Below are 13,711 nucleotides of genomic sequence, written 5' to 3'. Positions count from 1 at the left end.
GTCGCATCAGCGTGCCATGATTCGACCTACACTTCGAGCCAGTCCGCCCGCTCACACTGCGCTACCCGCAAGGCAGGAGGAGGTCCGGGAATGGTGTCACGGCCGGTCCCGGCCTCGACGTCGCTCCCCTCGGAGTCGTCGCCGACGGCGAGCGAGGGAGCGCTGCCCGAATCCGGGCGGTTCTGGCGCGAGCTGCTGGAAGACGTCCGTGACGCGGTGCTCGTCCAGGACGTCGGCGGCGCGCTGCGCTGGTCGAATCCCGCCGCCCGCGAGCTGTTCGGCGGCGGCCGCCCGATACTGACCGCCGAAGGTCCCGACGTCGGGCATGTCGAGCACACCGGCCGCCGGTTCCCGGCCAGGATCCGGACGCTGCCCGGCGGCTGGCACGCGTGGACGGTGACCTCCGCGGTCGCGGCCGACGGCCCGCGCGTGGACGGTTTCCTCGCCGCTTCGGCGCCCCGGCTGGCCTCCGCGCGGGGACGGCACGGGACGGCGAAGGTGATCGCCGAGGTCGCCGCCGCCGAGCTCGCCGATTGCGTGTTCGTGCTGCTGCCGACCACCCGGGGCCGGTGGGAATGGTGGAGCTGCGATCACCGCACCAACCACGGGCACGGCCGGATCCGCCGGGTCCCGGCCCAGCTCGCGCCCGTACTCGCCGGCACCTTCGCCTCCGTCGAGGAACCCGAGGCCAAGGCCGTCCCCGAAGAGGAGGTCGCGACGCTGCCCGCGATCGTCGCGGAACGGCTCGCCGTCCATCCGTCCGTGACCGTGGTCTCGCTGGGCTCCGACGGCGGCGCCGGGGTCACCGGAGCGGTGGTGCTCGGCAGGCGCGGCGCGCCCGCGTTCGGCGAGGACCACCCGCGCGCGGTGACCGAGTTCGCCCGCGCGGCCGGGACGGCGCTGGCGAACGCGCACCGCTACGCCCGCCAGGAAGAGGCCACCCGCGGCCTGGAGACCACGCTGCGCCCGACACCGCCGCCGGACGTCCAGGGCGTCAAGTTCGACGTCTGGTACGAGCCGTCGAGCGGCCTGCTCGACGTCGGCGGCGACTTCTACGACGTCCTCCCGCGCGAAGGCGGCGGCGCGATGTTCGTCCTCGGCGACGTCTGCGGGAAGGGTGCCGAGGCGGCCGCGCTCACCGGCCGGGTCCGGCAGACCCTTGCCGCGCTCGACCTCGTCGAACACGACAACACGACGTTGCTGAGCCTGCTCAACTCCCTGCTCATCACCGGCGGCAGCGGCCGGTTCGCCACCCTGGTGCTCGGTTCGGTGCTGGCGGGTGAAGACGGTTTGGGGGTGACCCTCGCCTCCGGCGGGCATCCCGCGCCGCTGGTGGTGCGCCGCCGGGGCGGGGTCGACGAGATCACCCTGCCCGGCACGCTGGTCGGGATCTCGCCGCAGGCCCGGTTCGCCGAGACGGCCATCCGGCTGGCCGAGGGCGACGTCTGCCTGCTCTACACCGACGGCATCACCGAAGCGCGCCACCACGAGCGGCCGTCGGACCTGTTCGGCGACGAACGGCTGCGTGAGCTGCTGGACGGCTGCCAAGGGATGTCCGGCCGCGAGGTGGTCGCCCGGGTGCGCACCGCGGTGCGGGAATGGCTCGGCAGCGGGACACACGACGACATCGCCGTCCTCGCCATCGAGGCCTCACGACCCGTTCAGTAGCCGCACCACCGCCCGCTCCACGATGTCGCGGGCCTCGTCGGGATCGGAGACCTTTTCCGCTCGTCGCGCCGCGCGCGCGATCGTCCGATCCCGGTGGTACGCGGTGATCACGCGAGGGTCCACATAGGACCGTCGGGCGACGGCGGGCGTATTGCCGAGTTCTTCGGCGACTTCGGTCATCACGGCCTTCTCCGCTCGCTTCATTCCTCGTTGGCTGGAAGGCTTTTCCGTCTCCGCGAAAGCCGAAGCGGCCAGGACGGTGGCGTTCCAGGTCCGCAGGTCCTTGGCCGTGAAATCGTCGCCCGCGAGTTCCTTGAACCGCTCGTTGAGGTCGTCTGCCCGGATTTCCTGCCACCCGCGACCGTTTCGGTAGGCGAGCAGGCGCACCTCTTCGCCGCGGGCACGCCTGAGCGAGCGGATCAGCCGGACGAGGCTGTCGTCCCGCAGCCGGACCTTGCGCTGGATCCCACCTTTCGCGGGGTAGTCGCAGAGAAGGCAGTCGTCCCGGATCGAAACGTGCTCGCACAGCAATGTCGCCACCCCGTGCGTGCCGTTCTCGTCGGCGTAGCTTTCGCCGCCGGTCCTGAACACCCCGAGGTCGAGCATGCGGAGCGCACCGGCGAGCACCCGTTCGCGGGTGAGGCCGCGGGAAGCGAGATCCTCCTGGATGGTCCGGCGGAGCCGGGGGAGCCGCCGCGCCAGCGCGAGGACGCGCTCGTGCTTCTCCTCGTCACGGGCCCGTCGCCATTCCCCGTGGTAGAGGTACTGCTTCCGCCCGGCGTCGTCGACCCCGACGGCCTGGATGTGGGCGTTCTCGTGCGGCGAGATCCACACGCGCCGCCACGCGGGCGGAATCGCCAGCGCCTCGATCCGCTCGATCGTCTCCTCGTCCTTCAGCGGTTCGCCGTCCGGGGTCAGGTAGCCGAATCCGCGGCCTCTTCGCCGCCTCCTGATGCCGGGTGTCCCCAGCTCCGCTCGCCGCAATCGCATGCGCGGCGAATACCCCGGCGCTCGCGGTTCATACCCATGGTTCGGCGGAGCCGCTCCGGGGTAGCCGGGGGGCGAACACGACTTCAGGAGGGAACCGATGGCGACATCGCTGAACGGACGCCGCGTGGCCATTCTCGCCGCGGACGGCGTGGAGCAGGTCGAACTGGCCGAACCGCGCAAGGCGGTCACCGACGCCGGCGCGACGGCCGAGATCGTCTCGCTGGAACCCGGCGAGATCCAGGCCATGAACGGTGACATCGACAAGGGGGACAAGTTCACCGTCGACCGCGTCGTCAAGGACGTCACGGTCGGCGACTTCGACGCGCTCGTGCTGCCCGGCGGCACGATGAATCCGGACAACCTGCGCGTGGACGAGAACGCGGTCCGCTTCGTACGCGACTTCGTGAACAGCGGGAAACCGGTCGGGGTGATCTGTCACGGGCCGTGGACGCTGGTCGAGGCCGACGTGGTCCGCGGCCGCACGCTCACCTCGTACCCGAGCGTGCGCACCGACATCCGCAACGCCGGCGGCACCGTCGTCGACCAGGAGGTGGTCGACGACAACGGCCTGATCTCCAGCCGGAATCCCGGCGATCTCCCCGCGTTCTGCGCGGCGATCGTGGCCCGATTCGCCGGATAAACGAGTGGCGCGCGTCACAATGATGGGGGATCGTAGTGGCAGAGGAGGAGGTGCCGCGATGACCGTACATGCCAGACGCTACGGCCGTTGGTGCCGTGAGCACTTCGAGACGGAGCACGAGCCGGACCAGTCCGCCGAGACCGAGGGCGCCCCGGAGGTCGCCGACGCCAAGGCCGAACAGGCCCAGGCCGGTGACGCCCCGGAAACGGGACCGGGTTCGCTCAACTGAGCGGTCGCCGGCGCCAGACCCGCTTCGGGCCGGGCAGGCCGATCCGCGAGACCAGATCGGTCACCACGCCGCCGATGATCAGCCACAGCAGCGCGGCGAGACCGTCGTTGAACAACGTCCGCGGTTTGAGTCCCTCCGGGGTGAACAGGTTCCGCAGTCCGAGCGAGACGTTTCGCGACCACTGGTCGATCAGCTGCGCGAACCCGTTCTCCGGATTGGCTTCGCCGAACACCAGTAGGACGTGCACGATCAGCACCAGCGCGAAGATCCAGCAAACCGCGTGGACGAGGGCGTTGACGATCCGCACGGCGCGGATCCTGGCGGGCGTCTGTTCGACGATCTCTTCCGGTGGCTCGCGCGGGTCGTTGATGTAGGTCATCGCCGTCTCCCATCATCGTCCACTGTGGACACTCGGCCGGGCGGGTCGCTCAGCCGGGAGGCCCCGGTCTGGTCCTCGTCGGGGGGCTGGGTTTGGTCTTGCTCGGCTTGGCCGAGGTGCTCGGTTGGTCGCTGGAACCGGTCGTGTCCCTCGGCGTCGAGGTGGCACTGAGGCTTTCGGTGACGCCGGACGGATCGGAGGAGGCGGGAACGGCATCGGTCACCACGACCGAGCCGTTGCTCGCCTTCGGGCCGTGGGTGGGCACCTCGACGACCTCCGAGGACTGCGGCGCCCGGCCGCCGACCGGAGCGGACGAGCCGGTCGCCACCGGGGGAAGCGGGCCGTCCGGCCGGTCCGGCGGGTTCGCCGGGTTCTGGTTCACCGCGAGCAGCACCCCGACTGTGATCGCGGCGGCGGGCGCGCTGATGGCCGCGACCACGGCCGCCCGCTTGCGGGTGACCGGCGCCAGGTGGGCGACCTTCGTGCCGGTGGAATCCTCCAGCAGGATCCGCGAGATCGCCGCGGCCGTCGGGCGCTGCGACGGCTTCCGCGCCGTCATCCCGCGCAACAGCGTCGTCATGGTCGCCGACAGCCCGCCGGGGATCCGCGGCGGCCGGTGCAGCCGTCCGACCGCGGCCTCGACCGGTGTGCCGGTGTACTCCCGCTCCCCGGACAGGCATTCGAGCAGGACAAGGCCGAGCGAATAGACGTCGGCGGGCGGGCCGACGTTCTCGCCGCGGACCTGTTCGGGCGCCATGTACGCCGCCGTGCCGACGACGCCGCCGGTCTCGGTCACCCTGGTCGCGTCGAAGGCGTGCGCCACCCCGAAGTCGCCGATCAGCGGACCGTCGTCGGCGATCAGGATGTTCGCCGGTTTCAGGTCACGGTGGGTGATGCCGTGCGCGTGGACGTGCGCGAGCGCGTCGGCGAGCCGGGCGGTCAGCTCGACGACCTCGTCCTGGGGAAGCGGGCCGGAACGCAGCCGCTGGGCCAGGTTCGGCCCGTCGACCAGGCGCATCGTGAGGTAGGTGTAGCCGTCGTCGGAGCCCGCGTCGTACAGCGGGACGAGCCCGGGATGACGGACCGCGCTGAGGGTCTGGATCTCCTGCTGACGCCGGCGCTCGTCCCGGGTCATCGTGCCGGCGTGGAACAGTTTCAGCGCCACTTCGCGCTGTTCGAGCAGGTCATGGGCGCGGAAGACGCGTGCGGTCGCGCCGCGGCCGAGCTGTTCCCCGATCTCGTACCGGCCGGCGAGCTTGCGCGGAAGGTGGTCCGGGTCGTGGACGTTCAGGCTGAACCGGCGTTGAGTGGTCCCGGCATCGGGTTCTTCCCCTTCGTCACCGCCACCACGCGCACCCGCGTCGTCCATCGGTGCTACCTCCGTCTCACCGGCCGAACGCCGTATACCCGGTCCGGCGCCGGGCGAAACAAGGTTCGAGAGCGTACCGGAGACGACCCGCGGGTTCACCCCGAACGGCGGGCAACCCCGGCGCGGGCCGGACGTCTCGTTGGTCATGAAGCCGAACCGGTGGGCCGCGCTCGCCGCCGCCGCACTGACCGCCCTGGCCTTCTTCACCCCGCCCGCCGTCGCCGATGCGCTGGTGCCCAAGGGTTTCGCTCCCGCGTCGACGAGCTGGACCGGACCGTCGCGCGGATTCGTCCTCGGCTTCTCGCCGTGCGGGAAACCGGGATGGTGCGCGTCCCTGCTGTCGACGACCGATGGCGGGAAGCGGTGGCGGCGCGTCGGCGACCCGCCGATCTCGTTGCCGGAGAACCACAATCAGGTCAAGCTCACGGTGATCGACGAACGCGACGTCTTCCTCTCCGACGGCACCCGGCTGCTCGCCAGCCACGACGGTGGCGGCAAATGGTCCGAGGTCAGGCTCGCCGGGGTCCGGGAACCCTTCTACCTTTCGAAGATCACCGAAGCCGGCTCCCGGGTGTTCGCGATGGTCACCGGTTTCGGCAGCCCGTCGACGACGACGCTGTACGCCGGGATCTCCGGCACACGGCTTCTCCTGCCGGTCCCGGGATTCACCGTCACCGGCTCCACGACCTACGGCGACATCGCCACGAGCGGCGGGGTCCAGGTGTCCATGGGTGCGGACTACCGCGTCCAGAAGTACTGGACGTCTTCGGACGGCTTGACCTTCGCGACCGCGCCGCCGCCCTGCCCGGCGGACAGATCGGCTTCGCTGAGCGGAGTCCGGCGAGGGCAGGTGCTGGCGCTGTGCAGCGGGGGGCCGGGTACGCCGCAGCCGGGGGCGACCGTGCGGCGGCTGTGGCGCGCGCCGAAGCTCGGCGGGCAGTTCACCGGAACGGCGCAAGCGCCGACGCTCGGGATCAACCAGAGCTTCAGCGCGGCTTCGCCCACGGCGGCGACCGTCGCGGCGGAAGGCGGCGGCACCGGATTCCTGCACAGCACCGCCGACGGCGGGACGACCTGGACGACGACCGTGCTCAGCGGCCGCGGGGTCTGCCTCAACGATCTGGACTTCCCGGACGAACGGGTCGGCGTGGTCGTGGACGGCCTTCCCGACGCCGAGGGCGGCTCCGCCGTGTACCGCACCACCGATGGCGGACGCACCTGGCGCGAACTCGGCTTCGGGTGATCGTCGCAGGTAGCCAAGGCCCTTGGGGAGGTTCACGTGGGTGCACGCCATGTCGTAATCTGTGTACGGTCCGTCGATGTCGAGGGAGCCGTGGGCGCGTTCGCGTGGCCTGTACGCGGCTGAAGGGTGGAACGTGTCCATGACTTCGGACGAGGTCCGGTCTGTGCCGAGGCGCCCGCTTCCCCTCGACTACAGCAAGCCCAACCTCGCCCGGATGAAGGACGTCCTCCTCGGCGGGCACGACCATTACGAGGTCGACAGGCGGGCGGTCGAAGACCTGCTCACCCTCGCCCCCGACGCCGCCGCGATGGCCAAGGAGTTCCGCGCCTGGGCGAACCGGGTGGTCCGGTTCCTCGCCGGCGCCCGCGGGATCGACCAGTTCCTCGATCTGGGCTCCGGGCTGCCCACCGCGGAGAACACCCACCAGGCGGCGCAGCGGTACAACCCGGACGCGCTGGTCGTCTACGTCGACCACGACCCGGTGGTCCAGGCGCATGGCCTGGCGCTGCTGGAGGACCACCTCGTCCACGTGAGCGGCGCGGATCTGACCGATCCCTCGCAGACCCTCGCCGATCCGGTGGTCGCCGAGCACATCGAATTCGACCGCCCGGTCGCGGTGATCCTGAACTCGGTGCTGCACCACATCGAAGACCTCGACAAGGCGCGGGCCGTCGTGCGCGCCTACGTCGACGCGATCGCGCCGGGGTCCTACATGCTGATCACGCACGACTTCACTCCCGGCGAGGGGGCACGCGGCGCGCTCGCCCGGAAGCTCGACGATCTGATGGCCGGCACCGGGCACCGCACGGTGCACCGCGGCCGCGACGAGATCGAGTCGCTGTTCGATGGCCTGGACATCCTCGAACCCGGCGTGGTCCACCTGCACGAATGGTGGCCGGAAGGCCCGCGTCTCGCTCCGCTGACGGAGCTGAACCACCTGAGCCTCGGTGGTGTGGGGATCAAGCCTTAGGGATACGTCAGGCCTTCAGCGAGTCGAAGAACGCCGCCAGTTCGTCGTGGGCGGTCCCGAAATCCTCGGTGTTGCCGGTGATCGCCAGTTCCAGTGTTTCGCCGTCGGAGAGCTCCAGCGTCAGGTACGCGGTGAGCTTCCGGCGGGGGAAACCGCCGGCGACGATGTCCGAGAACGGGATCCGCCGGGCGCCTGGTTCGGCGCGCAGATCGTCGAGGCCGCGTTCCCGCAGCTTCCGGATCCGTTTGCGGTCCGACACGCCGCGTCCCCCGATCAGGCCGGCGAGGCCGCGGCGGATCAGCACCGAACGCGCCATCGGCAGCAGCACCACCTCGGTGTCGCAGACGATCAGGTCGTAGAGCTTCCGCTTGGCCTTGAGCGCGGTGAACAGCCCGAGCATCCGGGCTTCGGCGGGATCCGGCTCCGGCTGGGGCTCCTGCTTGCAGAAGTAGGCGGCCGGCACGCTCAGCAGTTGCAGGTTGTGGACCAGTTCGTCCACCGCGCGCGGGCTGCGCACCGCCGCGCCGACCAGTTCGGCGACGTCGAACGGCTCGCCGTCGCCGAGGCACAGCTCCCAGCCGCCGCCCCAGTTCAGCCGGTGCGCGGCGACGCCGTTGTCGATCATCGCGGCGGTGACGGTGTCGGCGAACAACTCGGTCAGCAGTTCAAGGCCCTCTTCGCGGGACGGGGCCCGCAGGGGTTTCGCGAGCGCGTCGGCGTCGCCGTCACGCAGGACCCGCACGACCTCGCCGACCGTGCCGCGCGGCGCCAGCCTGCTCTCGATCCCGGCCGCGGTCAGCAGCCTCGCGCCCTCCGCCACCGACGCGCGGCCCGCGCGTTTGACGACCTCGTCCCAGTCCGCGCGGGGCCCGACGTCGCGGATCAGCACGTCCAGCTCAGCCTCCGGCACGTCGACCTTCGGCGCGCCCAGCAGCGACCAGCCCGGTCGCGCGTCCGGCTTCACCGGGTTGTCCGGGACTCCGGCCAGCGCGGCGATCCGCCGCTTCGTGGGCGGGTGACTGTCGTACTTCGACAGCTCCTCGCCGTCGATGATGTCTTCGGCGTACTCGGTCACCCAGTCCCGCTGGACGGGGTGGTTGAGGTACGACCGGAACCCCAGCAGAACCGGGGGAGTGCGCCGCGCCGACGCGCCGAGCGACAGGTAGCGCTCGGCGTAGTCCTTCCACAGCGGGCTCAGCGTCGCGGCCTTCCGCAGCGCCGCGGCCGCCGTACGGCTGCCCGCGGCGAGCACGGACGCCTCGTCGGCCTGTAGTTCCTGCCGCCGGTTCGCCGACCGCGCGACCAGCAGGTACAGCTTCGAGTAGGCGGAGAGCAGGGCCCTGGCGGGGCCGCCGTCCAGCCTGTCGACCGTGAAGGCGAGCGTCTGGGTGCCGCGGTAGGTCAGCGCGAGCAGGCGGGTGTGGCCGCCGCTGTAGTGGCCGAGTTCGTGCGCAAGGACCGCCCGCAGCTCGCTCACGCTCATCGCCGCCAGCAGCGGCAGCCCGATCAGCATCGTGCGGCGGCCCGGCCGCAGACCGAGGAACCGGGCGTCTTCGCTGACCGCCGCGTTGATCTCGCCGATCAGCACGATCTCGTCCGGCGGCCGGGTCTTCACCTGGGCGGCGAGGTCGTCGATCATCTCCCAGAACGCGGGATGGGCTTCGCGGTCCAGCCGCGGTCCCTCGATCGGGGGACGCCGCGCCCGCAACGCGCTCATCAGCCCGAAGCCGAGCGCGACCATGATCGCGAGCCCGCCGAGCATGACGTAGGTGCCGATCTTGCCCTGGATCCGCAGGCCCGCCAGCACACTGGCGACACCCACCGCGACGACCACCACTGGGAACGCCACGAGCAGAAGTGTCGCGAGGACGGCGCGTCCTCGGGCCTGCATCGTCCGGTTACCTCTTTTCGCACAAGTGCCGTCTGTGCGGCCGAATAGTAACCGGCTACGCAGCGGGCTCGTGCGAAAACAAAGCGCTACGCCCGCTACCTGCGAAAGCCCAGAGCCTCGTGAGTGGCAAGGACGGTTCCGACCGTCCTTGCCACTCACGAGGCCGATGACTAGGCGACGTTGAAGGTGTCGGGATCCGGTCCGGTCCGCTCGCCCCGGTCCAGCACGGACAGCGAGGCGATGTCCTCTTCCGACAGCGTGAATCCGAAGACGTCGAGGTTCTCCTTGATCCGCGACGGCGTCACGGACTTCGGGATCACGATGTTGCCCAGCTGCAGATGCCACCGCAGCACGATCTGCGCCGGCGTGCGGCCGTGCTTCGAAGCCAGCGCCTTGACCGCGTCCTCGCCGAGCAGGTCGCCGCCCTTGGCCAGCGGGCTCCAGGCCTCGGTCGCGATGCCGTGCTTCGCGTCGTATTCGCGCACCGCGGCCTGCTGCAGGTACGGGTGCACCTCGACCTGGTTGACCGCCGGGGTCACGGAACCCGCGTCGGCCAGCCGGTCGAGGTGCGCGGGCTGGAAGTTGGACACGCCGATCGCGCGCACCCGGCCGTCGGCGTAGAGCTTCTCGAAGGCCTTCCACGTGTCGCGGTAGAGGTCGCGCTCGGGAGTCGGCCAGTGGATGAGGTACAGGTCCAGCCGCTCCAGGCCCAGCTTGGCCAGGCTGGCGTCGAACGCCTTCAGCGTGGCGTCGTAGCCCTGTTCGCTGTTCCACAGCTTGGTGGTGATGAACAGCTCGTCGCGGGCGATCCCGGACTCGGCGAGTGCCTTGCCGACGCCCGCTTCGTTGCCGTAGACGGCGGCGGTGTCGATGCTGCGGTAGCCCGCGTCCAGCGCGGCCTTGACCGCGGCGGTGGTCTCCTCGTCCGGCACCTGGAAGACGCCGAACCCGAGCTGCGGCATCTCCACCCCGTTGTTGAGCTTGACGGTGGGAATGTCGGTCACTTGCGTTCCTTTCTGGGTTTTTCCGGTTCAGGCGGCGGGGGCCAGTTCGGCGCGACGAGCCTTTCGCCGCCCGTGGTCGAGCATGCCCGAGATGACCGCGACCAGCAGTCCGGCGAGCGCGAGCGCGGCGCCGATCCAGTTGGGCGCGGTGTAGCCGAGACCGGCGTCGATGGCCTTGCCGCCGAGCCACGCGCCCCCGGCGTTGCCGAGGTTGAACGCGGCGATGTTGGCGGCCGAAGCCAGCGCGGGCGCGCCTTCGGCCTTGTTCATGACGCGGGCCTGCAGCGGCGCGACGGTCGCGAAACCGGCGGCGCCGAAGACCGCGATGGTGATCGCGGCGGGGAGCTGGGCGTGCGCGGTGAAGACGAACACGACCAGTACGGCCGCGAGCACGGCGAGGATGACGTACAGGCTGGGCATCAGCGACCGGTCGGCCGCCTTGCCGCCGAGCAGGTTGCCGACGAACAGGCCGCCGCCGAACAGCACCAGCAGCCAGGTCACCGCGCCGGGGGAGAAGCCGGCGACCTCGGTCATCATCGGGGCGATGTAGGTGAAGGATGCGAACACCCCGGCGAAGCCGAGCGCGGTCATCGCCAGCGCGAGCCACACCTGCGGGCGCCGGAACACGGCCAGTTCGCTGCGCAGCCCGGCGCTCTTCGTCGTCGCCTGCGCGGGGACCAGCGCGAGGATCCCGATCAGGCCGATCACGCCGAGCGCGCTGACCGCCCAGAACGTCGAACGCCAGCCCAGCGCCTGGCCGAGCGCGGTCCCGGCGGGCACGCCGAGGACGTTGGCGACGGTCAGGCCGGTGAACATCATCGCGATGGCGCCCGCCTGTTTGGTCGGCGCGACCAGCGAGGCGGCGACGACCGCGCCGACGCCGAAGAACGCGCCGTGCGACAACGCGGCGACCACGCGGCCGGTCATTAGCAGGCCATAGGTGGGGGCCAGTGCGGATACGACGTTGCCGGCGATGAACAGGACCATCAGGCCGACCAGGACCGTCTTGCGCGGCACCCGCGACGCGAGCGCGGTCAGCAGCGGGGCGCCGACCACGACGCCCAGCGCGTATCCGGAGATCAGCAGCCCGGCGGAGGGGATCGAGACGCCGAAGTCGCCCGCGACCTCGGGCAACAGGCCCATGATCACGAACTCGGTGGTGCCGATACCGAAGGCACTGATCGCCAGTGCGAGCAGAGCGGCAGGCATTGGAGGCTCACTTCTTCCCGTAGAGTGGTGTTGGCTGGCGTTGGCAACTACGGGCGTCTGAAATAGTTGCACGCGCCGTATATTGCACACGCTTGATGATGCATGACGCAACGAAGCTCGGGCAACCGGGGAAGAGGTGAACCGTGTCACTGGCCGACGACGCCGTGGAGGCACGCGCGCAGGGCTGGCGGACCCTCGCCGCACTGCACGCGCGGATCGAGGACGCACTGGAGCGCGCGCTGGCGCAGCAGCACTCGCTGTCCGTGAGCGAGTACACCGTGCTGGACGTGCTCGCCCGTCAGGACGGTTTCCACCTGCGGATGAACCAGCTGTCGAACGCCGTCGTGCTGAGCCAGTCGGCGACCACCCGGCTGGTGTCGCGGCTGGAGGACCGGGGGCTGCTGCAGCGTTACCTGTGCCCGGACGACCGGCGGGGGATCTACACCGAGGTCACGCCGTCGGGGCAGGAACTGCTCGCGGCCGCGCGGCCGACGCACGACACCGTCCTCACCGAGGCCCTCGCCGCCGCCGAGGAACTCCCCGAACTCGCGCCTTTGGTCGCCGCACTGGGAAAGCTCACCTTCGCCCGCTCCTGACCCCCTCCCGCATTCAGAGGACTAAACGCGGGCGGGCTGGCAAGGTGAGGGCGTGAACGATCTTCTGTTGCGCCGGGTCCGGGTCGGTCTGGCGGGTTCCCTGTCGGACGTGCGGATCGAGGGCGGCCGGATCGCGGCCATCGCGGGTCCGGGGCAAGCGGGTGAGGCGTCGGAGACCCTGGACGGGCACGGCGGCACCCTGCTGCCCGGCCTGGTCGACGCGCACGTGCACACCGCGCAGTGGTCGGCCGCACGCCGCCGGATCCCGCTGGGCGGGGCGACCTCCGCCGCCCACACGGTCGAGCTCGTGCTCGCCCATCTGCTGGCGCGTCCCGCGCCACCCGGCGAACTCGTCCTCGGTGCCGGGTTCCGCGACGGCCTCTGGCCCGACGCCCCGCACAAGGATCTGCTGCAGAAGGCGCTGCCCGGGCATCCGGTCGCCCTCTTCAGCGCCGACCTCCACACGCTGTGGCTCAGCCCCGCCGCGCTGAAGCTCATCGGCCGCGAGCATCCGACCGGGGTGCTGCTGGAGAACGACTGCATGAGCGCGACGGCCGAACTCCCGGTCGCCCCCGACGACGTCATCGACGGCTGGGTCGCCGACGCCCTCGACGCGGCGGCCGCCCGTGGCGTCACCAAGATCGTCGACTACGAATACGCCGACACCGTCACCGACTGGCGGCGACGGCTGGCGCGGAAACCGCTGCCGGTCCGGGTTTCCTGCGTGATCGCGAGGTATCTGCTCGACACGGCCATCGATCGCGGCCACCGCTCCGGCGACGTCCTGGAGGACAGCGGCGGGCTGCTCACGGTGGGGCCGTTCAAGCTGTTCGTCGACGGCTCACTGAACACGCGCACCGCGTACTGCGTCGGCCACTACGCCGGAACCGAGTCCCACGGGCTGCTCGAACTGCCGCCCGGGGAACTGGAGCCGTTGATGCGCAAGGCTTCCGAACACGGTCTTTCACCCGCGGTGCACGCGATCGGCGACCACGCCAACAAGATCGCGCTCGACGCCTTCGCGAGCGTCGGCTGCGCGGGCCGCATCGAGCACGCGCAACTGCTGTGTGCCGAGGACGTCGCCCGCTTCGCCGAACTGGGTGTCGTGGCGAGTGTGCAGCCCGCCCATCAGCCGGACGACCGCGACGTCGCCGACCGGCACTGGCACGGCTGGACCGATCGGGCGTTCCCGTACGGCGCGCTGCACCGCGCCGGGGTGACCCTTCAGTTCGGCTCGGACGCGCCGGTCGCGCCGCTGGACCCGTGGGACGCGATCGCGTCGGCGGTCAGCCGGACCGACGACGACCGTCCGGCGTGGCACCCCGAACAGGCCATGCCGCTGGAGGCCGCGCTCGCGGCGTCGTCCGGAGGCCGGACCGGGGTGGCCGTGGGCGATGTCGCGGATCTGGTCGTCACCGCGGTGGATCCGGTGCGGCTGTCCCCGGCCGGACTGCGCGACATCCCCGTCACCGCCACCGTGATGAACGGCCAGGTCACCTACGCGTCGTGAGCCTTTCCTTGCC

The 13,711-nt window shown here is 71.0% G+C and carries 13 protein-coding genes; 7 read left to right on the top strand and 6 right to left on the bottom strand.

All coding sequences use genetic code 11. The features are described from left to right. Positions 1–90 precede the first annotated feature (90 nt). Entirely contained in the window at positions 91–1,668 is a 1,578-nt protein-coding gene (locus tag ACIBTM_RS37470) for a SpoIIE family protein phosphatase (RefSeq protein WP_395881898.1), read from the top strand. Here ACIBTM_RS37470 and ACIBTM_RS37465 read toward each other — a convergent pair. Then, positions 1,651–2,658, bottom strand: coding sequence for a DNA topoisomerase IB (locus ACIBTM_RS37465; RefSeq protein WP_395881897.1), 1,008 nt, complete (start codon positions 2,656–2,658; stop codon positions 1,651–1,653). The two genes, ACIBTM_RS37470 and ACIBTM_RS37465, sit on opposite strands and share 18 nt — an antisense overlap. Before the next feature lie 97 nt (positions 2,659–2,755). On the opposite strand from ACIBTM_RS37465, the gene ACIBTM_RS37460 reads away from it, so the two are divergent. Beyond that, positions 2,756–3,298, top strand: a complete 543-nt coding sequence (locus ACIBTM_RS37460) for a type 1 glutamine amidotransferase domain-containing protein (protein WP_395881896.1) — start codon at positions 2,756–2,758, stop codon at positions 3,296–3,298. 58 nt (positions 3,299–3,356) lie between these two features. Beyond that, entirely contained in the window at positions 3,357–3,527 is a 171-nt protein-coding gene (locus ACIBTM_RS37455; RefSeq protein WP_395881895.1) for a hypothetical protein, read from the top strand. On the opposite strand, the gene ACIBTM_RS37450 is transcribed toward ACIBTM_RS37455, so the two are convergent. Next, positions 3,520–3,906, bottom strand: a complete 387-nt coding sequence (locus ACIBTM_RS37450; protein ID WP_395881894.1) for a hypothetical protein — start codon at positions 3,904–3,906, stop codon at positions 3,520–3,522. The two genes, ACIBTM_RS37455 and ACIBTM_RS37450, sit on opposite strands and share 8 nt — an antisense overlap. A gap of 49 nt (positions 3,907–3,955) precedes the next feature. Then, entirely contained in the window at positions 3,956–5,275 is a 1,320-nt protein-coding gene (locus tag ACIBTM_RS37445) for a protein kinase (RefSeq protein ID WP_395881893.1), read from the bottom strand. A gap of 145 nt (positions 5,276–5,420) precedes the next feature. On the opposite strand from ACIBTM_RS37445, the gene ACIBTM_RS37440 reads away from it, so the two are divergent. Together ACIBTM_RS37440 and ACIBTM_RS37435 are read left to right on the top strand one after the other, a co-directional pair. Next, positions 5,421–6,518, top strand: a complete 1,098-nt coding sequence (locus tag ACIBTM_RS37440) for a hypothetical protein (protein WP_395881892.1) — start codon at positions 5,421–5,423, stop codon at positions 6,516–6,518. 139 nt (positions 6,519–6,657) lie between these two features. Continuing rightward, a complete protein-coding gene (locus ACIBTM_RS37435; RefSeq protein WP_395882000.1) occupies positions 6,658–7,488 on the top strand; it encodes an SAM-dependent methyltransferase in 831 nt (276 codons plus the stop codon). A gap of 7 nt (positions 7,489–7,495) precedes the next feature. Here ACIBTM_RS37435 and ACIBTM_RS37430 read toward each other — a convergent pair whose 3' ends face one another. The 3 genes from ACIBTM_RS37430 to ACIBTM_RS37420 all read right to left on the bottom strand — a co-directional run bounded on the left by ACIBTM_RS37430 (position 7,496) and on the right by ACIBTM_RS37420 (position 11,592). Beyond that, complete coding sequence (locus ACIBTM_RS37430) at positions 7,496–9,379, bottom strand: M48 family metalloprotease (RefSeq protein WP_395881891.1); 1,884 nt, start codon at positions 9,377–9,379, stop codon at positions 7,496–7,498. Positions 9,380–9,549: 170 nt separating this feature from the next. After that, a complete protein-coding gene (locus tag ACIBTM_RS37425; RefSeq protein WP_395881890.1) occupies positions 9,550–10,383 on the bottom strand; it encodes an aldo/keto reductase in 834 nt (277 codons plus the stop codon). A gap of 27 nt (positions 10,384–10,410) precedes the next feature. Next, a complete protein-coding gene (locus ACIBTM_RS37420) occupies positions 10,411–11,592 on the bottom strand; it encodes an MFS transporter (protein WP_395881889.1) in 1,182 nt (393 codons plus the stop codon). Positions 11,593–11,735: 143 nt separating this feature from the next. On the opposite strand from ACIBTM_RS37420, the gene ACIBTM_RS37415 reads away from it, so the two are divergent. Both ACIBTM_RS37415 and ACIBTM_RS37410 read left to right on the top strand, forming a co-directional pair. Beyond that, on the top strand, positions 11,736–12,188 hold the full coding sequence (locus tag ACIBTM_RS37415) for a MarR family winged helix-turn-helix transcriptional regulator (protein ID WP_037347597.1): 453 nt from the start codon (positions 11,736–11,738) through the stop codon (positions 12,186–12,188). Between the two features lie 52 nt (positions 12,189–12,240). After that, the gene (locus tag ACIBTM_RS37410) at positions 12,241–13,698 is read left to right on the top strand and encodes an amidohydrolase (RefSeq protein ID WP_395881888.1); all 1,458 of its coding nucleotides are present in this window, start codon (positions 12,241–12,243) and stop codon (positions 13,696–13,698) included. Positions 13,699–13,711 lie beyond the last annotated feature (13 nt).

It is taken from the genome of Amycolatopsis sp. NPDC049868 (genome assembly GCF_044461365.1).
In the GTDB taxonomy this organism is placed as follows: domain Bacteria; phylum Actinomycetota; class Actinomycetes; order Mycobacteriales; family Pseudonocardiaceae; genus Amycolatopsis.
Note: the sequence above shows the minus strand (reverse complement) of the source record. Positions and strands in the feature narration are given on the sequence as shown.